The sequence below is a fragment of the Pseudomonas sp. S3_A09 genome (assembly GCF_054668065.1).
This window is the reverse complement of the sequence record NZ_CP162752.1, coordinates 4,599,882-4,620,000: the sequence shown is the minus strand read 5'-3', so window position 1 is coordinate 4,620,000 and position 20,119 is coordinate 4,599,882. Positions and strand designations below refer to the sequence as shown.

Here is a 20,119-nt window from a genome sequence, read left to right as displayed (position 1 = left end):
CATAGCGCCCATGCTTCTTTTACTATGACTTTGGACAAACACTCCCAAATGACCACCTCCCCCCGCAGCCTGGGCGCGACATTGTTCCCCATTGGCCTGCTGCTGATCGCCATGGCCTCCATCCAGTCCGGCGCCTCGCTGGCCAAGACCATGTTCCCTATCGTCGGGGCACAGGGCACCACGGCACTGCGCCTGATTTTTGCCAGCGTGATCATGCTGTTTCTATTACGCCCATGGCGCGCCACGTTGACGGCAAAGTCCCTGCGAACGGTGATCATCTATGGAATGGCATTGGGCGGCATGAACTTCCTCTTCTATATGTCCCTGCGCAGCGTACCTTTGGGGATTGCGGTCGCCCTGGAATTCACCGGCCCGTTGGCTGTCGCTATCTATGCCTCTCGACGCGCAGTCGACTTCCTGTGGATTGCCCTGGCGATCATCGGCTTGCTCTTGCTTATCCCACTGGGCGAAGCGAGCAGCGGGATCGATCTAGTGGGAGCGAGCTACGCTCTGGGTGCCGGGGTCTGCTGGGCGCTCTACATTCTGTATGGTCAGAAAGCCGGTAATGACAACGGCGTGCAGACCGCCGCCCTTGGCGTAATGATCGCAGCCTTGTTTGTTGCCCCTATCGGCATCGTCCATGCAGGCAGCGCATTGCTGACCCCCGCGTTGATCCCTATCGCCATCGGTGTGGCCATTCTGTCCACCGCTCTGCCCTATACCCTGGAAATGGTCGCACTGACGCGCCTTCCCGCCCGCACCTTCGGCACGCTCATGAGCATCGAACCAGCGTTTGGCGCCTTCTCCGGCCTGTTGTTCCTGCACGAACACCTGTCATTCGCGCAGTGGCTGGCTATCATTTGCATCATCTTGGCCTCCGTAGGCGCAACGGTGACGATGCGCAACGACTCAAAACCGCTGGTTCCAGCCGATTGAAGGCTGTTTGAATGTAGCTCTGGCATTTGGCGCTCATTTAGGCCATGTTTAAGCGGTCAACAAATGTCATTCATGGAGAACTCCGACAAGGACAGCGCTAACGCGACACCCGAGAGCGAGTAGAGCCGCCTGTAGCACTGCAGGGTGGCTATTAAGGATAGGAATGAAGCGAATTTTTATACTGTTAATGGTCATGGCGATTGCCGGTTGTGCCGCGACCACCAAGACAGAAGTGAAACGTGGCAAAAAAGGGCTGCATATCAACTGTTCCGGCCTGTCTTCTTCCTGGGACCAGTGCTACACCAGCGCAACCAACTCTTGCGGCGCCAAGGGCTATCGGGTTATCGCAAAGTCCGGTGACAACTCCGAGGAACCAGGGGACTACCCCTTCGGCCTCAATCCTGCCGGCTATACCAGCCGAAGCATGATCGTCATCTGTAAATAGTTGCTCGAGCAGTCATCCCCTGACTGCTCCTATTAAATTCCAGATACAAATCCAGCCCTTCGCGGCGCTGCGTCTAAACTCCTGCTCGACTATCGAGCCAACGGAGTTCCCATGACGCACAACAAGAAAATCGTATTGGTAGTGGGCGCCGGTGACGCAACCGGCGGCGCCATTGCCAAACGCTTTGCCCGCGAAGGCTATGTGGCCTGCGTGACACGCCGCAGTGCCGACAAACTGCAGCCACTGGTAGACAGTATTCAAGCTGCAGGCGGCGAGGCCCATGGGTTTGCCTGCGATGCACGTAAGGAAGACGACGTCATCGCACTGATCGAAAACATCGAAACCAACCTGGGCCCCATCGAAGCCTTCGTGTTCAACATCGGCGCCAACGTCCCGTGCAGCATCCTCGAAGAAACCGCGCGCAAGTATTTCAAGATCTGGGAGATGGCCTGTTTTTCGGGCTTCCTGAATGCACGCGAGGTGGCCAAGCGCATGGTCACGCGCAATCGAGGCACCATTCTGTTCACAGGGGCCACCGCAGGGTTGCGCGGTGCGGCAGGTTTTGCTGCATTCGCCGGGGCCAAGCACGGAATTCGGGCGCTTGCGCAGAGCATGGCGCGGGAATTGGGCCCCAGGAACATCCACGTCGCCCATATCGTGGTCGACGGCGCCATCGACACCGACTTCATTCGCGACAATTTCCCGCAAAAATACGCGCTCAAGGACCAGGACGGCATCCTCAACCCCGAGCACATCGCCGATAACTATTGGTACCTGCATAGCCAGCCACGCGATGCCTGGACCTTCGAACTGGACCTGCGCCCCTGGAATGAACCCTGGTGAGCACGCCCCATAACAATAAGCAGCGAGCATCGACCATGAGTAAAACCTTGGAATTCTTCTTTGACCTCGGCAGCCCTGCCACCTACCTGGCCTACACTCAACTGCCGGCGTTGTGCGCGGCAACCGGTACGCAGTTGGTGTACAAGCCCATGCTGTTGGGCGGCGTGTTCAAGGCCACCGGCAACGCCTCTCCAATCACCGTTCCCGCAAAAGGTCGCTACATGTTTGATGACCTTGCACGTTATGCCCGTCGCTACAACGTGCCGCTCCAGTTCAACCCGCATTTTCCCATCAACACCCTGGTATTGATGCGCGTGATCACCGGCGTCCAATTTCACCACCCTGAACGTTTCCAGGACGTTGTCGATTGCCTGTTCCGCGCGCTCTGGGTCGATGGCCGCCACTTGGGAGACCCCACCGTGGTGGCTGCCGTGCTCACCGAACATGGCTTTGACCCGGATGAGCTGCTGGCACTGGCTAATGAAGAACGTGTAAAGGCTGCCCTCAAAGACAACACCGAACAGGCCGTTCAACGCGGCGTGTTCGGTGCACCCAGCATGTTTGTAGGCAAACAGTTGTTCTTCGGTCAGGACCGTCTGGATTTCGTGCGTGAAGCCTTGAGTTAGATCTCGATCGCCAAGCGCCCTTGCGCGCCGCCTGCTAGCAGATCGTAAGCGGCGTTTGCACTGTGCAAATCGAATTGATGCCCATCCATGATCGGCTTGAGCTTACCGGCATCGATCAACCGCGCGGCCTCGGAAAGGATCTGCCCGTGATGTTCACACCCTTTTGCAGTCAACAACGGTAACAAGGTAAACACGCCAGAGTAGCTCGCCCCACGAAAGGACAACGGCGCCAGGCTGTGTTGCCCCCATCCCAGGCAACTCACTACATGACCGTGATAGGTCTTGGCCGCTCGGAAGGATGCATCCAGCGTCTCCCCGCCGACGGTGTCATACACAATGTCGAAACCTTCGCCCGCGGTGTACTGCGCGACATAGGCTTCAACCGTCTGCTGCTGATAATCGATGAACGTCGCGCCAAGCCCCTCGATGACCGAGCGATGCCTGGCAGAGCCTGTGGCATACACCTGCGCGCCGTAAGCAAGCGCCAATTGCACCGCGACATGCCCTACCCCGCCAGCCCCCCCTGGATCAACACTTTGTGTGCAGAACCTACCTGAGCCCGGTCCACCAAACCCTCCCAAGCCGTAATCAACACCAGCGGCAACACCGCCGCTTCACGCATGCTCAAGGTCGCGGGTTTCTTCGCCAGCAAGCGCGCATCAACTACCGCATATTCCGCCAGCGAGCCCTGTGCGCCGCCAATCCCGGTTGCCAACGCATACACATCATCGCCAACCTGCCACCCACCCGCGCCAGGGCCGACGGCTTCAACGGTGCCCGCCAAGTCCATCCCGAGTACCGCCGGCAGAGGTTGGCGCGCATGAGCAGCCTGGCCTGCGCGAATTTTGCCGTCCAATGGGTTAAGGCCACTGGCGCGAATCCGAACCAGCACTTGGCCAGCGCCGGCCACTGGCTTGGGCATTGTCGTCAGCCGAAACGGCGCATCCACGGCGTCCACAATCAAAGCGTGCATATCAGTCATGTTGGCGATCTCGTGTCATAGGAGGATGACGCCCATGATCCGTCTGCCGACTCATGCTGATAAGACGCTAAAAAGCTATAGTGCTCATGCCCATTTGGCATGGTTCGGACAGCTCATGGACAAACTCAACGCAATGGCGATTTTCGTTCGGGTAATTGAACGCGGCAGTTTTTCCGCCGTCGCCCGGGAAATGCAGACCACCCAGCCCACCATCAGCAAAATACTGCGCGCCCTGGAAACCGAACTGGGCGGCAAGTTGATTGCCCGCAGTACGCGCCAACTGTCTCTGACCGACGAAGGTCAACGGTACTACAGCCATTGCCGTGAAATCCTCGCCGCCGTGGACGCTGCCGAACACAGTTTCCAGACCGGCAAAGAGGCGATCGCCGGTCCCTTGCGCATCGGTTCGTCGGTCAGTTTCGGGCGCCTGCATATTGCTGCCCGCCTCAGCGATTTCCTGCAGCAATACCCTGACGTGCAGGTGGACCTGCAACTCAACGATCACCTGCAGGACATGGTCAGCGAAGGCCTGGACGTGACTCTGCGAATTGGCGAATTGCGCGACAGTGGCTTGATTGCACGACAGATCGGTACCACCCACCGGGTCACCCTGGCCAGCCCGGACTACCTGGCCCGCCATCCCGCGCCCCAAACCCCGCATGAGCTCAGCCAGCACAACTGTCTGCTTTTCAACCTGCTCAGCAGCCAGAACCAGTGGGTGTACGAAAAGGAGGGCACGCGACACAGCGTGCGCATCACCGGCAACGCCCAGAGCAACAACTCCGAAGCGGTGCGGGAAATGGTGTTGACGGGGCTCGGCATTGCGCTGTCGCCCCTATGGTTGTTCTACGACGATTTGAAGGCCGGCCGCGTGGTCGCACTGTTGCAGGACTACACCGCGCAGTCGCTGCCGATCCATGCGGTGTCGGCGCCCAACCGTCGCCAGTCAGCCCGGGTCAAGGCATTCGTCGACTATATGGCCGACGCCCTGGCCCAGGCCCCTGAACTGCAAGCGATCAAATAGCCGCAGTGCGTACCTGCAGCCACTCAAGCGCGGCACCACTGAGTAACGGGCTTAACCGCGCACGCACCTCAGCGTGGTAAGCGTTGAACCACTCGCGCTCGTCCGCCGTCAGCAGCGCGGGCTCCAGGCAGCGCGTATCGATCGGGCACAAGGTCAGGGTTTCGAACTTCAGGAACTCGCCGAACTCAGTCTTGCCGGCTTCGCGGTTGAGCACCAGGTTCTCGATGCGCACACCCCAACGTCCCGGACGGTAGGTGCCCGGCTCAATGGAAGTGATCATCCCCGGCTGCATCGCCGTTTGCGGTGCCGTGGCGGCCTGATAGGCAATCACTTGCGGGCCTTCATGCACATTGAGGAAATAGCCTACACCGTGCCCGGTGCCGTGGCCGTAGTCCACGCCTTCCGCCCAGATCGGCGCGCGGGCAATGGCGTCCAGCAGTGGTGACAGGATCCCTTTCGGGAAGTGTGCACGGGACAAGGCGATCACGCCCTTGAGTACGCGGGTGCAGTCACGCTTCTGCTCGTCACTCGGCGTGCCGATAGGCACCATCCGCGTGATATCCGTGGTGCCGCCCAGGTACTGGCCACCCGAGTCAATCAGCAACAAGCCATCACCTTCGATCAGCGCATGCTCTTCTTCAGTGGCATGGTAATGCGGCATTGCGCCATTGGCGTTGTAGGCTGCGATGGTGTTGAAACTCAGCGATACATAACCGGGCCGACGGGTGCGCGCAGCAGTCAGGTGTTCGTCAATGGTCAGTTCGGTGATACGTTCACGACCCAACGCACTGTCCAGCCAGGCGAAAAATTCGCACAGCGCCGCGCCATCCTGCTCCATGGCTTGGCGGATATGTTCCGCGTCGGCAAGACTCTTGCGGGACTTGGCCAATGTGGTCGGGTTAAGCCCTTCGACCAGCTTGACGCCAGCATCCAGGTTTTCCAGCAGGCCAGCGGTGACGCGCGCCGGGTCCACCTGCAAGCTGGCGCCCGTAGGCACCGCGCGCAACGCGTCAGCCACTTCGCTGTAGTCGCGCAGCGTCACGCCATCCTGCTCCAGCACCGCCCGCAGCTCACCATCGACTTTGCTCAGCGCCACGAACAACGTGGCTTGCTGCTGATTGATCAATGCAAAGGACACAAACACCGGGTTAAAGGAAACATCACCACCACGCAAGTTGAACAGCCAGGCGATGTCATCCAGGGTTGCAATGAAATGCCAATCGGCGCCCTTCTCTTTCAAGGCGGCGCGCAGTGAGGCGAGTTTTTCACCACGGCTGACAGTGGCCTGCGGTGGCAAATGTTGATAGATCGGCTGGTTCGGTAATGCCGGGCGGTCTTTCCAGACTTCATCCAACAGGTCGACATCCGTACGCAGTCGGGCGCCACGCTCTGCCAACTTGCCACCCAGGGTTCGCGCCGACGCCACAGCCATGACTGCACCGTCCACCGCGACGACACCCCCTTCCGGTGTTTGCTCGGCCAGCCACTCCAGTGGCCCGGGTTGGCCCGGCTGCAGCTTGACCAGTTCGATGCCGCTGCCCTTGAGTTCCTTGGTCGCCTGTTCCCAGTAACGGCTGTCGGCCCACACACCGGCGAAATCCGCAGTGACAATCAGCGTCCCCACCGAACCATGAAACCCCGACAACCATTGCCGCCCCTGCCAGTAACCCGGCAGGTATTCGGACAGGTGCGGGTCGGCCGACGGCACCAGCAGGGCGTGAATGCCCTCGCGGCTCATCAGTTCACGGGTATGCGCCAGGCGCTGGGGAACCGTTCCATGGGTCAAAGGCTGCGTACTCATTGTGTCTCCTGCTAACCACGAATAATTATTATGTGTTGCGATAGATGAATCAGACCGCCCAGAAGGCCGGTGCACTGGCCAGGGCTGACTTGATCAACTGCACTGCCTGGTCAATATCCTGTTCGGTGGTAAACCGGCCCAGGCTCAAGCGAATGGTACGGCCGGCGCTGCGTGCATCATGGCCCAGGGCGAGCAGCACATGGGACGGCGCGTTACTCGCCGAATTGCAGGCGGACGTCGCAGAGAACGCGATCCCCGCGCTCAACGCAGCGGCATTGAATTCGCCTTCACTGAACGTGAGGCTCAGGGTGTGTGGAATACGTTGCGTGGCGCTGCCATTGAGGCGCACGCCGGCCACCGACGCCAACTGGTCCAGCAGGCGCTGGCGCAGAGCCACGATCACCGCCTTTTCTTCGGCAAAAGACGCCGCCGCCAACGCAAACGCGGTGCCCATGCCGGCAATCTGATGCGTTGCCAAGGTGCCGGAGCGCAGGCCGCCTTCGTGACCGCCGCCGTGAATCTGCGCCAACACCTTCTGCTGCGCCCGCGGGCCGACATACAAAGCGCCGATACCTTTGGGGCCATACAATTTGTGGGCCGAAAACGACATCAAGTCCACCGGCCACTGCGCCAGGTCGATCGCCACCTTGCCCGCCCCCTGCGCCGCATCCACATGCAACAACGCACCGTGCTCACGCACGCGAGCGCCGATGGCCGGGATGTCGTTGAGGGTGCCCAATTCGTTATTCACCAGCATCAGCGACACCAGGAAGGTGTCCTCGCGCAAGGCTTCACTGACAGCATCGGCGCTGATCAGGCCTTCGGCATCCGGCACCAGGTAGGTCACGGCCACGCCCGCTTCCTGCAGTTGTCGCGCGGTATCCAGGGTGGCCTTGTGTTCGATCTGGCTGGTGATGATATGCCCACCCGCCACACCTCGCGCCTGGGCCACGCCCTTGATCGCAAGGTTGTTGGATTCGGTGGCGCCGGAGGTCCAGACGATTTGTTCCGGGTTGGCACCGACCAACTCGGCCACCTGACGACGCGCCTGTTCGACCGTGTGCCGGGCCGCCTGGCCGAACGCGTGGGAACTGGACGCAGGGTTACCGAAGTTGGCATTGAAGCCCAGACACTCGACCATCACCTGGATGACCCGCTCATCCACCGGGGTGGTGGCGGCGTAGTCGAAATACAGCGGACGTTTATTCATGACATTGAAAACTCGCAGAGCAGGTTCCCGAGAGCAGCGTCTCAGGGGCACGGACCGGGACAGAGGTCGTCAGGTTTAACCGATCGAATGCCATTAAAGAAGGACCACTTTATGTAAATGTGCGTAGGAACGCTCCTGAAATTCAGCTTAACAGGCTGAAGTCGCCCCATGGAAAACAAAAAGCCCGAGGTTCCTTAAGGGAAACCTCGGGCTTTTTGCGGCCGGACGCAGGCTCAACTGGGACGACCATGCAGGGTCACACTGCGTTCGGCGTTCATTTCGCCTTGGCGATCAAAGCCGAAGGGTTTCTGTGGCTGGCCGGTGAGTGCAGCGCGCTGCTGTTGATATTCATCAAATGACAAACCACGACGACTCAACGCTTCCAGGGCCAACTGTTTGGTTTCTTCGGCCGTGTAAGGGCGCATCTCTGGCGATGGATGGGTCGCACATCCGGCAAGGACAGCACTGACAATCAATAAGGAAACAGCGAGGAATCGGTTCATGGCGGTGGCCCTGCAAAGGAGGTTTCGAGTCAATGAACACAGGCTACTCCCGCCCTCGCGCAGGGAAAAATCACCTGCCGTGATAGTTGCTATCAACCGCTGAAGCACCTTCGATAGCGGCGCTTTCATATTCCTTTAAGATCTATAAATATGGAAATACGTTCATTTACGGAATAAAAGTAACCCTCTATAAATGATGCTGCACGGCGACAGCACTGTTGCCCACGCAACTGTTTCGCTAGCAACAGTCATTCAACAAATCACCAGGCAGCCAACACCCGCATTTTTCAGCAGTGAGCCTGCAACCCACGCCGTTCAAGGCCTGCACCCGTTGGTACAGCTCTTGCTCAACCGGTTGTACCCCTTTGCTATGAACCACTGTTGAAAAAGGAACTGTTCATGACCCGTCCCCTGAATGTCGTCGCCCTCTCCGGCGGAACCTGGCGTCCGTCCCGCACCCTCGTACTGACCCAGGCTGTACTGGCTGAAATCGCTACGTTGCTGCCGATCGAGACCACCCTGATCGAACTGGGCGACATCGCTCGGCCTCTCGGCGGCGCGTTGTCGCGCGATGAGTTGCCCGCCGATGTCGAGGCGCAACTGTTGGCCATCGAACAGGCCGACCTGCTGATCGTCGCGGCGCCGATCTATCGCGGTTCCTACCCAGGTTTGCTCAAGCATTTGTTCGACCTGATCGGCCTCAATGCGTTGGTCAACACACCCGTGCTCCTGGCTGCAACCGGCGGCAGTGAACGTCACGCGCTGGTCCTCGATCATCAGTTGCGTCCGCTGTTCAGCTTCTTCCAGGCGCTGACCCTGCCCGTCGGCGTGTACGCCACCGAGGCGGACTTCACCGACTACCAAATAACCAGCGACCTATTAAAAGCCCGTATTCAACTGGCGGCAGAACGTGCAGCACCGTTGTTCACTGCGCACGCCCCCTCTCTGCTGAAAATCGCTTAAGGATTTGTCATGGATGTTTTCTGGTTCCTGCCCACTCACGGCGACGGTCATTACCTGGGCACCACACAAGGTGCAAGGCCGGTCACTCTCAATTACCTGAAGCAAGTCGCACAGGCGGCTGACAGCCTGGGTTACCACGGCGTGCTGATTCCTACCGGGCGCTCGTGCGAAGACTCCTGGGTCATCGCCTCGGCGCTGGTGCCGTTGACCGAACGCCTGCGTTACTTGGTGGCCATTCGTCCGGGCATCATCTCGCCCACCGTGTCGGCACGCATGGCGGCGACCCTGGACCGCCTGTCCAACGGCCGCCTGCTGATCAACGTGGTGACCGGCGGCGACCCCGACGAAAACCGCGGCGACGGCAGCTTCCTTGACCACAGCGAACGCTACGAAGTCTCCGACGAATTCCTACAGATCTGGCGCCGCGTATTGCAGGGCGAATCGGTAGATTTCGAAGGCAAACACTTGCGCGTACAGAACGCCAAAGCGCTTTATCCGCCGGTGCAGAAGCCTTATCCGCCGCTGTATTTCGGCGGTTCTTCCGATGCCGCCCACGACCTCGCCGCCGAGCAGGTCGATGTGTACCTGACCTGGGGCGAACCGCCGGCCGCCGTCGCGGAAAAACTTGCGGATGTGCGTGAGCGCGCCGCACGCCACGGGCGCACCGTGAAATTCGGCATCCGCCTGCATGTGATCGTGCGCGAGACCGAAGAGGACGCCTGGAAAGCCGCCGACAAACTGATCGAGCACATCAGCGACGAAACCATCGCCGCCGCGCAAAAATCCTTCTCGCGCTTCGATTCCGAAGGCCAGCGCCGCATGGCCGCCCTGCATGACGGGCGCCGCGACAACTTGGAAATCGCCCCCAACCTGTGGGCCGGCGTCGGCCTGGTGCGCGGTGGTGCCGGCACCGCGTTGGTCGGCAACCCGCAGCAAGTGGCCGAGCGCATCAAGGAATACGCAGACCTGGGGATCGAGAGCTTCATCTTCTCCGGCTACCCGCACCTGGAAGAAGCCTATCGCTTCGCCGAGCTGGTGTTCCCGTTGCTGCCGGAACCCTACGCCAGCCTTGCCGGGCGCGGCGTCACCAACCTCACTGGCCCGTTCGGCGAAATGATTGCCAACGATGTACTGCCGACGACAAAGGCCTGAACCGCTGCCCTTCTGTAGGCGCCGGCTTGCCAGCGCCTACAAGGCAAATAGAGGAATCCCCCGTGACAGCCAACCCCCACAGCGTCCTGCCCTCCCCCTTGCAGACCGCCAAACGGCTGGCCGCCGAATTCGCCCGCACCGCCGTCGAGCGTGACGAGCGCGGTGGCACGCCCAAAGCCGAACGCGACGCCCTGCGCCAGAGCGGCCTGCTGGCCCTGAGTATTCCCATCCAATACGGCGGCCTCGGCGCACGCTGGAGCGACACCCTCGGCATCGTGCGCGAATTCGCCAAGGTCGACAGTTCGATCGCCCATGTCTTCGGTTTTCACCACTTGATGCTCGCCACCGTGCGCCTGTTTTCACGCCCGGACCAATGGCAGCCCTGGTTCGAACAGACTGCACGAAAAAACTGGTTTTGGGGCAATGCCCTCAACCCGCTGGACACGCGCACGGTGGTCAAGGATTTCGGCGGCTGGCGCGAGTTTTCCGGCAAAAAGAGCTTCTGCTCCGGCGCCAGCGACTCGGAAATGCTGATCGCCTCGGCGGTGGATGAAACCGCCGGCGGCAAGCTGCTGATCGCCGCCATCCCCAGCGGCCGCAGCGGCATCACTTTGCACAACGATTGGAACAATATCGGCCAGCGCCAGACCGACAGCGGCAGCGCGAGCTTCGAACGGGTGCGCGTCGAAGAATCCGAACTGCTGCTCGATCCCGGCCCGCTGAGCACGCCGTTTGCCTGCCTGCGCCCGTTGATCGCGCAGTTGACCTTCACGCATATGTTCCTCGGTATAGCCGAAGGCGCTTTCGAAGAAGCGCGCAACTACACGCTCACCGAAACCCGTTCGTGGCATAAATCCAGTGCCGAAGACGTGCGCCAGGACCCTTACGTGCTGCATCACTACGGAGAATTCTGGGTCGCCCTTGAAGGTGTGCACCTGCTGGTGGAGCGCGCCGCCGAGTTGCTCGACCAAGCCTGGGCAAAGGGCCCGAACCTCAGCGAAAACGAGCGTGGCCAACTGGCTATCGCTATCGCCACCGCCAAGGTCGCCGCGACCCGCCAAGGTCTCGACTTGTGCAGCCGCCTGTTCGAAGTGACCGGCGCGCGCTCCACCCACGCATCGCTGCGCCTGGACCGCCACTGGCGCAACCTGCGCACGCAAACCCTGCACGACCCGGTGGACTACAAGCTCCACGAACTCGGGGATTGGGCATTGAACCAAGCCCTGCCGATTCCAACGTTCTATTCCTAAGAGAGGTGCCCATGCAGCTTTTGACCCTACCGCCCTCGCCCGCCCTCGCGACGTCGATCCGCGCCACGGCCCAGGTCTTCGAAGACCCTAAATCCCAGGCGTTGCTCGACCACATCCAGCAAGTGGCGCCCAGCGAAGCCAGCGTGTTGATCATCGGCGAGACCGGGACCGGTAAAGAGCTGGTGGCACGGCATATCCACAACCTCAGCGCGCGGCGCAACCGGCCATTCGTGGCGGTGAACTGCGGTGCGTTCTCCGAATCCCTGGTGGAAGCCGAGCTGTTCGGCCACGAAAAAGGCGCCTTCACCGGCGCCCTCAGTGCCAAGGCCGGCTGGTTCGAAGAGGCCGACGGCGGCACGTTGTTTCTGGATGAGATCGGCGATTTGCCGATGGCGATCCAGGTCAAGCTGTTGCGCGTCCTACAGGAACGCGAAGTGGTACGCCTGGGGTCGCGCAAGAGCATTCCGATTGATGTGCGGGTCCTGGCCGCCACCAACGTGCAACTGGAAAAAGCCATCAATGCCGGGCATTTTCGCGAGGACCTCTACTACCGTCTCGACGTGGTCAGCCTGGAGCTCAGCCCCTTGCGTGACCGGCCAGGCGATATCTTGCCGCTGACCCGGCATTTTATCGAAGCCTACAGCCAGCGCCTGGGTTACGGGCCGATCACCATCAGCCGCGAGGCCGAGCACAAACTCAAGAGCTACAGTTGGCCGGGCAACATCCGTGAGCTGGAAAACGTGATTCACCACACCCTGCTGATCTGCCGCGATGGCGTGATCGAACGCGACGATTTACGCCTGTCGAACATGCGCATCGAGCGTCAGGACGACAGCCAGCACGGCACTGACAACAGCGCCGAAGCGTTGCTGGCGCGGGCCTTCCAAAAGCTGTTTGAGGAACAGGCCGGGGCCCTGCATGAAAAGGTCGAGGACGCCCTGCTCCGCGCCGCCTACCGTTTCAGCCATTACAACCAGGTGCACACCGCCAACCTGCTGGGCTTGAGCCGCAACGTCACGCGCACACGCCTGATCAAGATCGGCGAGTTGGCGGTGAACAAACGCCGCCCAGGCGAAAACGTGCAGGGCGAGCGCATGCTGCACCTATCCATTTAGACGGCAGTGCAATGCGTTATCGTGGCTACGCTCGAAGCTGCGCAGCACTTGGAACGAACCGAAGGTCACGGCCGTGGCCTGGTGGGCGCGAATCAGCGTCCAGAAATCCTCCTCGCCGTGCTCGAAGCATTTGAACGCCGCCTCGCCATCCTCCCGCGAGCGCCATTGCAGGTAATTGAGCACCCGCCGGCCGTCATCGCTGACTTGCACACTTGCATTGATAAAGCCGCCATGGCCTTGGGCCAGGCGTTCGCTTTGAGTGGTCAACGCCGCCACCAGGGCCCGTTGCTGCCGGGGCTCGATCTGAAACTCGATCAATTGAGTGAAGCTGCGATTTTTCTCTAATACCTGCATGAACACTCCCCTTTCTCTGTAGGCAGAATCTTGCGATTCGATGCCACGCAGGGTAAAACCTCTAGTTAAGTCAAGGTCAAGCGCTGTTTGGGAGTTTTTTCATGCTCAACAAGGAACTCACCGTCGGCCAACTCGCCGCCCGCAGTGGCGTCGCGGTCACGGCCCTGCATTTCTATGAAGCCAAGGGGCTGATCAAGAGCAACCGCAATGCCGGTAACCAGCGCCGCTATCCACGGGATGTGCTGCGGCGTGTGGTGGTGATCAAGATCGCCCAGCGTTTGGGCATTCCGCTGGCGACGATCGGCGAGACGTTGCAGACGCTCCCGGACGGGCGCACGCCCAATGCCCAGGATTGGGAGCGTTTATCGGCGCTGTGGCGCGAAGACCTGGATGAACGCATCAACAAGCTGATGCTGCTGCGCGACAAGCTCAGTGGCTGTATTGGCTGCGGGTGTCTGTCGCTGGAGGCATGTCCGTTGCGTAATCAGGATGACAAACTCGGCGAGTGCGGGCCAGGGGCACAGCTGTTGGAGCCCACCTCCCAATCACTGAAGTGACACCCTCATAATCAGAAACCAGCGGCGATCTGGCCTTTGTAACGGGTCAGGATGAACTGGCGCACCTCATCGGCATTCGAAGCAGGCGGTTTGGCGGTAAGAACGCTGACCCGGCGCGCTTAGGGCGCAGCAATCTGCCCGCTCACTGTTGCCTGGCGGACACCTCGTCGGCTGTCCGCAGGCCACGCAATCCGTGGCCTATAGTTAAAAGGCCGTCCCTCCACCACCATCAAGGAGAACGATATGAGCGTTAAACCGATTCCCGAGGGTTATCACAGCGTCACGCCGTATATGGGCATCAACAATGCCGCTGAAGCCATCGCGTTCTACAAGAAAGCCTTCGGCGCCACCCAGGTCATGCGCCTGGACATGCCCGATGGCAAAGTCGGCCATGCCGAGCTGCGCATTGGTGACTCGGCAATCATGCTGGGCACGCCCTGCGATGAAATGGCGCTGCGCAATCCGGATGAACACACCAGTGTCGGTTTGCATCTGTATGTGAAGGATGTCGACGCGCAGTTCAAGCAAGCGGTGGCTGCGGGCGCTGTGGTCGTGTCCGAGCCGAAAGACCAGTTCTACGGCGACCGCTCCGCTAGCGTGAAGGATCCGTTCGGGCATCTGTGGTTCCTGGCCACGCATAAGGAAGATTTGACCGAAGCACAGATCCGCCAGCGTGCCATGGAGATGTTCAAGCAAGCCTGAAATAGCTGAGGCAACATCTATCAAATGTAGGTGCTGGCTTGCCGGCGATGCACACAACTCGTTCTACCAGCGCACCGCGTCGATTTCATCGCCGGCAAGCCAGCTCCTACACACTTCATGAACAACCCCTCCACGTTTTCGCCCTTGCCCCGAACGCTGTGTGATTCCAGGATGCAAGCAATTACAAAGAGGAGTCATTCCATGTTCGCCGGATTCCAAAAAGACCAGTGCCATGTCAACGGCGTGGACATCAGTTACCGCCAAGGCGGTACAGGTCCCGGTCTGCTCCTGTTGCACGGGCACCCGCAAACCCACGTCATCTGGCACAAAGTCGCCGAACAACTGGCTGAACACTTCACCGTGGTGGCCGCCGACCTGCGTGGCTATGGCGACAGCAGCAAACCGCCAGCCAATGACGACCACTCCAATTATTCGAAACGCGAAATGGCCCGGGACAGCGCCGAGCTCATGAAGGCCTTGGGCTTCGCGCAGTTTTCGGTGCTGGCCCACGACCGTGGCGCCCGCGTTGCCCATCGCCTGGCCTTGGACCATCCCGCCGCCGTGCAGCGCATGGTGCTGCTGGACATCGCCCCTACCCTGTCGATGTATGCACAGACCGACGAAGCCTTCGCCCGCGCCTACTGGCACTGGTTCTTCCTGATCCGCCCGGCGCCGTTGCCGGAAGCCTTGATCGAAAGCGACCCAGAGCTGTACCTGCGCAGCGTAATGGGCAGTCGCAGCGCCGGGCTCAAGCCATTTACCGATGAAGCCTTCGCCGAGTACCTGCGCTGCCTGAAACTGCCGGGGGCCGCCACTGGCCTCTGTGAGGACTACCGTGCCGCCGCCGGTATCGACCTTGAGCACGACCAGGCGGACATCGACGCCGGTAACCACCTGAACCTGCCGTTGCTGGTGATGTGGGGTGCCGAAGGCACGGTCGGCCGCTGTTTCGAGCCGCTCAAGGAATGGCAGAAAGTCGCCACCGACGTGCGCGGCAAGGCCCTGCCGGCCGGCCATTACATCGCCGAAGAAGCCCCCGAGTTGCTGCTGGGCGAAGTCCTGACCTTCCTTCGCTGAACCACTCAGTAAACCCGTGACCTGACCCACACGCCTCGCAGGCTGCCAATGGCCTGCGACGGGTTCGCTTTGCCCCAAGAAACGTACCGAGATAATAACAATGACAATCAGAAAACTGCTGGGAACCCTGTATATCCAGGTGCTCATCGCTATCGCGCTGGGCGTGTTGATCGGCCATCAATGGCCGCAGATCGGCATCGACCTCAAGCCCCTCGGCGATGGTTTTATCAAGCTGATCAAGATGATCATCGGCCCGATCATCTTCTGCACGGTGGTCTCCGGCATCACCAGCATGCACGACGTAAAACAGGTGGGCCGGGTCGGTGGCAAGGCGCTGCTGTACTTCGAGGTGGTCTCGACCATCGCCCTGTTGATCGGCATTCTCGCCGCGCACCTGCTGCATCCGGGCGTGGGCTTCAATATCGATGTGAAGACCCTCGACAGTTCGGCCATCGCCGGTTTTGTCGGCCAGGCCGAACATGGCGAAGGCATCACCGGGTTCCTGCTGCATGTGATCCCCGCGACATTCTTCGATGCGTTTTCCAAGGGTGAAATCCTGCCGGTGCTGTTCGTCTCCGTGCTGTTTGGCGTGGGCCTGGTAATGGTCGGTGAAAAGGGCCGGCCGCTGGTGGGCGTGATCAATCAGGCCAGCGAAGTGTTCTTCCGCATCGTCGGCATCATCAGCCGGGTCGCGCCGATCGGTGCCTTTGGTGCGATCGCGTTCACCATCGGTAAGTACGGTGTCGGTTCGTTGCTGCCCCTGCTGAAACTGGTGGGCACCTTCTATGTCACGGCGTTTTTCTTTATTGCTGTGGTGCTGGGCAGCATCGCCCGCTACGCCGGGTTCAGCATTTTCAAATTGATGGGCTACATCAAGTCAGAGCTGTTGATCGTGCTCGGTACCAGCTCGTCGGAGTCGGCGTTGCCTCAACTGATCCAGAAACTTGAAAGCCTGGGCGCCTCCAAGGGCGTGGTGGGCATCGTGGTGCCGACCGGCTACACCTTCAACCTCGACGGCACCAACATCTATATGACCCTGGCGGTGCTGTTCCTGGCCCAGGCCACTAACATCCACTTGCCACTGGAGCAGCAGTTGACCCTGTTGGCGGTGGCCATGCTGACCTCCAAGGGCGCGGGTGCGGTGGTCGGTGCGGGCTTCGTGGCGCTGGCCGCCAGCCTGGCGGTGGTGCCGACGGTGCCGGTGGCGGCGATGGTGTTGATCCTCGGCGTCGATCGCTTCATGGCCGAATGCCGCTCGTTGACCAATATTATCGGCAATGCCGTGGCCGCCCTGGTAGTGGCCGCCTGGGAAGGTGAGCTGGACCGCGAAAAAATGGCCCCTATCGCGCTCAAGCGCGGCCGCCATGCTCGGGCTGCCGAGGCTGCGGCCCAGGCCAAGATGGCCGCCGAGTAAGCGACAACACCCGGGCGTGCCGGAAGGCGCGCCCAAGCGGTGCTATTCTGGCGGCTCATGCCGCCACGCCTGTTTCTGATGACTAACAAGAAAGATACCGTGCCCCTACCCGAAGACCTGCGGGTGTTCCTGACCGTGATCCGCAAGGCCGGCTTCGCAGCGGCAGCCGATGAACTCGGGCTGTCGCCCGCGTATGTCAGCAAGCGTATCCAGATCCTCGAAACCACCCTGGCCACCCGCCTGCTGCACCGCACCAGCCGGCGCATCGCCCTGACCGAAGACGGCGAGCGGGTGCAGCGCTGGGCCGTGCGCATCCTGGAGGACTTCCAGCAACTCTCCGATGAACTCTCCGACGCCCACGACAGCCCCCGTGGGCGCCTGCATTTGTGCAGCAGCTTCGGCTTTGGCCGCAACCATGTGGCCCCGGCCCTGTCGCTGATGGCAGAACAATACCCGGACCTGGAAATCCGCCTGGACCTGTTCGACCGCGTGGTGGACATCGTCAGCGAAGGCTTCGACCTGGAGATCCGCGTGGGCGACGACATTCCCGGCCAACACATCGGCCGCCGGCTGGTGAGCAACCGCCGGGTACTGTGCGCCGCCCCGGCTTATCTGCAGCGCCACGGCACACCGCAACATTTGAGCGACCTGGAACAGCACGATTGCCTGGTGCTCAAAGAGCGCGATAACGCGTTTGGCATCTGGAACCTGGAACGCGACGGCGCCCAGGAAAGCGTGCGCGTGCGAGGGCCGCTGTCGTCGAACAATGGCGAGATTGTGTTGCAGTGGGCCTTGGATGGGCGCGGGGTGTTGCTGCGCTCGATGTGGGATGTGAAGCCGCTGCTGGAACAAGGCAAGCTGGTGCAGGTACTGCACGGATATACCCAGAGCGCGAATGTGTGGGCGGTGTACCCGACACGGCTGGCGTATTCCGGGAAGCTGCGCGCCTGCGTAGAGTTCTTGCAGGAGCACTTCAAAGGGCTCTCGATCTAGCCCATAGCGTTGCAAACCCAATCAAGAAAGTGAAAGCGGGCTTGCTCGCGAAAGCGGTGGGTCAGTCAGACATGTATTGGCTGACACACTGCACTCGCGAGCAAGCCCGCTCCTGCTTTTAGAGCTGGGTGTGTCAGTTGAGCCAGGGGTTGGCTTGCAGGTGGCGGCGTTCAAAGGCCTTGATCTCGTCACTGCGCTGCAAGGTACTGCCGATGGCGTCCAGGCCAAGCAGCAGCGCAGACTTACGCAACGTATCAATCTGGAACGCAATCACCTCGCCGTCCGCCAGGCGAATCTGCTGGGCTTCAAGGTCGACACTGATCTGCGCCTGGTCCGCCTGGCTGACGGTCTTGCCCAACGTCTGCAGCACCGCCTCGTCCAGGGTAATCAACAACACCCCGTTACGCTGGCAGTTGTCATAGAAAATCCCGGCAAAGCTGCTGCCGATCAAAGCGCGGATGCCCATCTGCTTCAGCCCCCACACCGCGTGTTCACGGCTGGAGCCGCAGCCGAAGTTCGGCCCTACCACCATAAAACTCGCGCCCTGCCAGGCCGGTTGGTTCAGCACAAACTCAGGGTTGGGCTCGCCGGAGGGCAAGAAGCGCAGGTCGAAGAACAGCCCACGGTCCAGGCCGCTGCGGTCGATGCCCTTGAGGAACTGCTTGGGCATGATTACGTCGGTGTCGATATTGGCCGCCAGCATCGGCGCGGCCTTGCCGGTGACCAGGGTGAACGGTTGCAGGCTCATGGGCGCGCTCCAACGTGGCGGATATCAGTGAGGCGGCCAGTAATGGCGGCGGCGGCGACCATCGCCGGGCTCATCAAGTGGGTACGTGCGCCCGCGCCCTGGCGACCTTCGAAGTTGCGGTTGGTGCTGGAGGCGCAGCGGTCGCCGGGAGCCAGCACGTCATCATTCATCGCCAGGCACATCGAGCAACCGGACTGACGCCATTCAAAGCCGGCGTCGATAAAAATCGCGGCCAGCCCTTCGGCTTCAGCCTGGTCCCGCACTTCGGTGGAGCCCGGCACGATCATCGCCCGTACGTGCTCGGCCACGTGCTTGCCGCGCACTACACTGGCGGCGTCGCGCAGGTCCTCGATGCGCGCATTGGTGCAGGAGCCGATGAATGCGTGGCTGATGACGATATCGCTCAGCCGCATGCCGGCTTCCAGGCCCATGTAATTGAGGGCGCGGCGCATGTCCTGACGCAGAATCAGGTCGCTGACGTCCTGCGGGTCGGGCACGCGGGCGCCGATGGGCGCGGCCTGGTCGGGGCTGGTGCCCCAGGTGACCATGGGCTCCAGGGTGGTGGCGTCGAGTTGCACCTCTTGGTCGAACACCGCGCCGACATCCGAGTGCAGCAAGCGCCAGCCCGCCAGCGCCTGGTCCCACAGCTCGCCTTGCGGCGCACGCGGCTTGCCCTTGAGGTAGGCGAAGACTTTTTCGTCCGGCGCCATGAACGCGCCCCGCGCACCGGCTTCCACTGCCATGTTGCAGATGGTCATGCGCGCCTCGACGCTCAACGCATCAAGGGTCGAGCCGCGAAATTCAATGGCATAGCCGGTGGCACCCGAGGCGCCGATCTTGCCGATCAGCGCCATGATCACGTCCTTGGACGTCAGGCCCGGCGCCAGGTCGCCGTCGACGCTCACGCGCATCGTCTTCAGGCGCTTGTAGACCAGGGTCTGGGAAGCCAGCAGGTGTTCGATTTCCGAAGTACCGATGCCAAAACCGAAGGCACCCAGGGCCCCGTAGGTGGTGGTGTGGCTGTCACCGGCGGCAATCACCATGCCCGGCAGGATAAACCCCTGTTCCGGGGCGATCACGTGCTCAATGCCTTGACGCTTGTCGAGGATGTCCAGCAGTTCGATGCCGAAGTCCCGGCAGTTCTCGGCCAGGTAGGACACTTGCCGCGCCCCGCCGGCATCGGGCATCGCCGCGATGCGTTTGGGCGTGGTGGGGTTCACATGGTCGACCACGGCCAACGCCGTGCCGGGGCGCCATGCGTTACGCCCGGCGTCGCGCAGGCCGCTGAAGGCCTGGGGGCTGGTGTATTCGTTGATCACCTGGCGGTCTATATAAAGCAGGACATGGCCCTGGTCATCCAGGGGGCACACGGTGTGGGAATCGATGTGTTTGTCGTAAAGGGTTCTGGCAGTCATTTTTCTTAG

General features: G+C 61.1%; 20 protein-coding genes and 1 pseudogene. 14 read left to right on the top strand and 7 right to left on the bottom strand.

Annotation, left to right across the window (positions count from 1 at the left end; genetic code table 11):
- Positions 1-48: 48 nt before the first annotated feature.
- The 4 genes from rhtA to AB4N92_RS21590 all read left to right on the top strand — a co-directional run bounded on the left by rhtA (position 49) and on the right by AB4N92_RS21590 (position 2,850).
- Positions 49-936, top strand: a complete 888-nt coding sequence (gene rhtA / locus AB4N92_RS21605) for a threonine/homoserine exporter RhtA (protein ID WP_010211573.1) — start codon at positions 49-51, stop codon at positions 934-936.
- Positions 937-1,099: 163 nt separating this feature from the next.
- Complete coding sequence (locus AB4N92_RS21600) at positions 1,100-1,381, top strand: hypothetical protein (protein WP_021492088.1); 282 nt, start codon at positions 1,100-1,102, stop codon at positions 1,379-1,381.
- A gap of 111 nt (positions 1,382-1,492) precedes the next feature.
- Positions 1,493-2,224 (top strand): SDR family oxidoreductase, encoded by a 732-nt coding sequence (locus tag AB4N92_RS21595; RefSeq protein WP_010211576.1) that lies wholly within the window; start codon positions 1,493-1,495, stop codon positions 2,222-2,224.
- Between the two features lie 35 nt (positions 2,225-2,259).
- Positions 2,260-2,850, top strand: a complete 591-nt coding sequence (locus AB4N92_RS21590; protein WP_236267024.1) for a 2-hydroxychromene-2-carboxylate isomerase — start codon at positions 2,260-2,262, stop codon at positions 2,848-2,850.
- Here AB4N92_RS21590 and AB4N92_RS21585 read toward each other — a convergent pair.
- Positions 2,847-3,832, bottom strand: a pseudogene (locus tag AB4N92_RS21585) (zinc-dependent alcohol dehydrogenase family protein). The gene AB4N92_RS21590 and the pseudogene AB4N92_RS21585 sit on opposite strands and share 4 nt — an antisense overlap.
- Positions 3,833-3,947: 115 nt before the next feature.
- Between AB4N92_RS21585 and AB4N92_RS21580 the strand changes: the two are divergent.
- Positions 3,948-4,856, top strand: a complete 909-nt coding sequence (locus tag AB4N92_RS21580) for a LysR family transcriptional regulator (RefSeq protein WP_042571648.1) — start codon at positions 3,948-3,950, stop codon at positions 4,854-4,856.
- On the opposite strand, the gene AB4N92_RS21575 is transcribed toward AB4N92_RS21580, so the two are convergent.
- The 3 genes from AB4N92_RS21575 to AB4N92_RS21565 all read right to left on the bottom strand — a co-directional run bounded on the left by AB4N92_RS21575 (position 4,849) and on the right by AB4N92_RS21565 (position 8,370).
- Positions 4,849-6,657 (bottom strand): aminopeptidase P family protein, encoded by a 1,809-nt coding sequence (locus tag AB4N92_RS21575; protein WP_047543438.1) that lies wholly within the window; start codon positions 6,655-6,657, stop codon positions 4,849-4,851. The genes AB4N92_RS21580 and AB4N92_RS21575 overlap by 8 nt on opposite strands.
- 49 nt (positions 6,658-6,706) lie before the next feature.
- A complete protein-coding gene (locus tag AB4N92_RS21570) occupies positions 6,707-7,867 on the bottom strand; it encodes a cysteine desulfurase family protein (RefSeq protein WP_236267023.1) in 1,161 nt (386 codons plus the stop codon).
- Positions 7,868-8,100: 233 nt separating this feature from the next.
- Positions 8,101-8,370, bottom strand: coding sequence for a hypothetical protein (locus tag AB4N92_RS21565; protein ID WP_078047719.1), 270 nt, complete (start codon positions 8,368-8,370; stop codon positions 8,101-8,103).
- Between the two features lie 399 nt (positions 8,371-8,769).
- On the opposite strand from AB4N92_RS21565, the gene msuE reads away from it, so the two are divergent.
- The 4 genes from msuE (at position 8,770) to AB4N92_RS21545 (ending at position 12,850) form a co-directional block, all read left to right on the top strand.
- The gene (gene msuE / locus AB4N92_RS21560; protein WP_010211584.1) at positions 8,770-9,333 is read left to right on the top strand and encodes an FMN reductase; all 564 of its coding nucleotides are present in this window, start codon (positions 8,770-8,772) and stop codon (positions 9,331-9,333) included.
- Positions 9,334-9,342: 9 nt separating this feature from the next.
- Positions 9,343-10,485 (top strand): FMNH2-dependent alkanesulfonate monooxygenase, encoded by a 1,143-nt coding sequence (gene ssuD / locus AB4N92_RS21555; protein ID WP_010211585.1) that lies wholly within the window; start codon positions 9,343-9,345, stop codon positions 10,483-10,485.
- A 62-nt stretch (positions 10,486-10,547) separates the two neighbouring features.
- A complete protein-coding gene (locus AB4N92_RS21550) occupies positions 10,548-11,735 on the top strand; it encodes an acyl-CoA dehydrogenase family protein (RefSeq protein WP_021492094.1) in 1,188 nt (395 codons plus the stop codon).
- An 11-nt stretch (positions 11,736-11,746) separates the two neighbouring features.
- Positions 11,747-12,850 carry a sigma-54 interaction domain-containing protein gene (locus AB4N92_RS21545; RefSeq protein WP_010211587.1) on the top strand — a complete coding sequence of 368 codons (1,104 nt, stop codon included), beginning with the start codon at positions 11,747-11,749 and terminating at the stop codon, positions 12,848-12,850.
- On the opposite strand, the gene AB4N92_RS21540 is transcribed toward AB4N92_RS21545, so the two are convergent.
- Positions 12,839-13,204, bottom strand: coding sequence for an antibiotic biosynthesis monooxygenase (locus AB4N92_RS21540; protein ID WP_010211589.1), 366 nt, complete (start codon positions 13,202-13,204; stop codon positions 12,839-12,841). The two genes, AB4N92_RS21545 and AB4N92_RS21540, sit on opposite strands and share 12 nt — an antisense overlap.
- A 101-nt stretch (positions 13,205-13,305) precedes the next feature.
- On the opposite strand from AB4N92_RS21540, the gene soxR reads away from it, so the two are divergent.
- The 5 genes from soxR (at position 13,306) to AB4N92_RS21515 (ending at position 17,947) form a co-directional block, all read left to right on the top strand.
- The gene (soxR, locus tag AB4N92_RS21535; RefSeq protein ID WP_010211590.1) at positions 13,306-13,761 is read left to right on the top strand and encodes a redox-sensitive transcriptional activator SoxR; all 456 of its coding nucleotides are present in this window, start codon (positions 13,306-13,308) and stop codon (positions 13,759-13,761) included.
- A gap of 243 nt (positions 13,762-14,004) precedes the next feature.
- A complete protein-coding gene (locus tag AB4N92_RS21530) occupies positions 14,005-14,463 on the top strand; it encodes a VOC family protein (RefSeq protein ID WP_010211591.1) in 459 nt (152 codons plus the stop codon).
- A gap of 201 nt (positions 14,464-14,664) precedes the next feature.
- Complete coding sequence (locus tag AB4N92_RS21525) at positions 14,665-15,540, top strand: alpha/beta fold hydrolase (RefSeq protein WP_045792343.1); 876 nt, start codon at positions 14,665-14,667, stop codon at positions 15,538-15,540.
- A gap of 100 nt (positions 15,541-15,640) precedes the next feature.
- Positions 15,641-16,954: a dicarboxylate/amino acid:cation symporter gene (locus tag AB4N92_RS21520; protein WP_010211593.1), complete on the top strand. Its 1,314-nt coding sequence runs from the start codon at positions 15,641-15,643 to the stop codon at positions 16,952-16,954.
- 78 nt (positions 16,955-17,032) lie between these two features.
- Positions 17,033-17,947, top strand: coding sequence for a LysR substrate-binding domain-containing protein (locus AB4N92_RS21515; RefSeq protein WP_197032746.1), 915 nt, complete (start codon positions 17,033-17,035; stop codon positions 17,945-17,947).
- A 133-nt stretch (positions 17,948-18,080) separates the two neighbouring features.
- Here the strand turns inward: AB4N92_RS21515 and leuD are convergent, their stop codons facing one another.
- Together leuD and leuC are read right to left on the bottom strand one after the other, a co-directional pair.
- Positions 18,081-18,695, bottom strand: a complete 615-nt coding sequence (gene leuD / locus AB4N92_RS21510) for a 3-isopropylmalate dehydratase small subunit (protein ID WP_047543441.1) — start codon at positions 18,693-18,695, stop codon at positions 18,081-18,083.
- Positions 18,692-20,110, bottom strand: coding sequence for a 3-isopropylmalate dehydratase large subunit (leuC, locus tag AB4N92_RS21505; protein ID WP_187517381.1), 1,419 nt, complete (start codon positions 20,108-20,110; stop codon positions 18,692-18,694). Before leuC ends, leuD begins: the two co-directional genes overlap by 4 nt.
- Positions 20,111-20,119 lie beyond the last annotated feature (9 nt).

Bases quoted from the DNA above. Each gene is read 5' to 3' on its own strand.
- AB4N92_RS21600 (WP_021492088.1), top strand. From the start codon at position 1,100: ATGAAGCGAATTTTTATACTGTTAATGGTCATGGCGATTGCCGGTTGT.
- AB4N92_RS21515 (WP_197032746.1), top strand. From the start codon at position 17,033: ATGACTAACAAGAAAGATACCGTGCCCCTACCCGAAGACCTGCGGGTG.
- leuD (WP_047543441.1), bottom strand. From the start codon at position 18,695: ATGAGCCTGCAACCGTTCACCCTGGTCACCGGCAAGGCCGCGCCGATG.
- AB4N92_RS21595 (WP_010211576.1), top strand. From the start codon at position 1,493: ATGACGCACAACAAGAAAATCGTATTGGTAGTGGGCGCCGGTGACGCA.
- AB4N92_RS21570 (WP_236267023.1), bottom strand. From the start codon at position 7,867: ATGAATAAACGTCCGCTGTATTTCGACTACGCCGCCACCACCCCGGTG.
- AB4N92_RS21530 (WP_010211591.1), top strand. From the start codon at position 14,005: ATGAGCGTTAAACCGATTCCCGAGGGTTATCACAGCGTCACGCCGTAT.
- AB4N92_RS21565 (WP_078047719.1), bottom strand. From the start codon at position 8,370: ATGAACCGATTCCTCGCTGTTTCCTTATTGATTGTCAGTGCTGTCCTT.
- AB4N92_RS21525 (WP_045792343.1), top strand. From the start codon at position 14,665: ATGTTCGCCGGATTCCAAAAAGACCAGTGCCATGTCAACGGCGTGGAC.
- AB4N92_RS21575 (WP_047543438.1), bottom strand. From the start codon at position 6,657: ATGAGTACGCAGCCTTTGACCCATGGAACGGTTCCCCAGCGCCTGGCG.
- AB4N92_RS21540 (WP_010211589.1), bottom strand. From the start codon at position 13,204: ATGCAGGTATTAGAGAAAAATCGCAGCTTCACTCAATTGATCGAGTTT.
- ssuD (WP_010211585.1), top strand. From the start codon at position 9,343: ATGGATGTTTTCTGGTTCCTGCCCACTCACGGCGACGGTCATTACCTG.
- leuC (WP_187517381.1), bottom strand. From the start codon at position 20,110: ATGACTGCCAGAACCCTTTACGACAAACACATCGATTCCCACACCGTG.
- msuE (WP_010211584.1), top strand. From the start codon at position 8,770: ATGACCCGTCCCCTGAATGTCGTCGCCCTCTCCGGCGGAACCTGGCGT.
- rhtA (WP_010211573.1), top strand. From the start codon at position 49: ATGACCACCTCCCCCCGCAGCCTGGGCGCGACATTGTTCCCCATTGGC.
- AB4N92_RS21545 (WP_010211587.1), top strand. From the start codon at position 11,747: ATGCAGCTTTTGACCCTACCGCCCTCGCCCGCCCTCGCGACGTCGATC.
- AB4N92_RS21520 (WP_010211593.1), top strand. From the start codon at position 15,641: ATGACAATCAGAAAACTGCTGGGAACCCTGTATATCCAGGTGCTCATC.
- AB4N92_RS21590 (WP_236267024.1), top strand. From the start codon at position 2,260: ATGAGTAAAACCTTGGAATTCTTCTTTGACCTCGGCAGCCCTGCCACC.
- soxR (WP_010211590.1), top strand. From the start codon at position 13,306: ATGCTCAACAAGGAACTCACCGTCGGCCAACTCGCCGCCCGCAGTGGC.
- AB4N92_RS21580 (WP_042571648.1), top strand. From the start codon at position 3,948: ATGGACAAACTCAACGCAATGGCGATTTTCGTTCGGGTAATTGAACGC.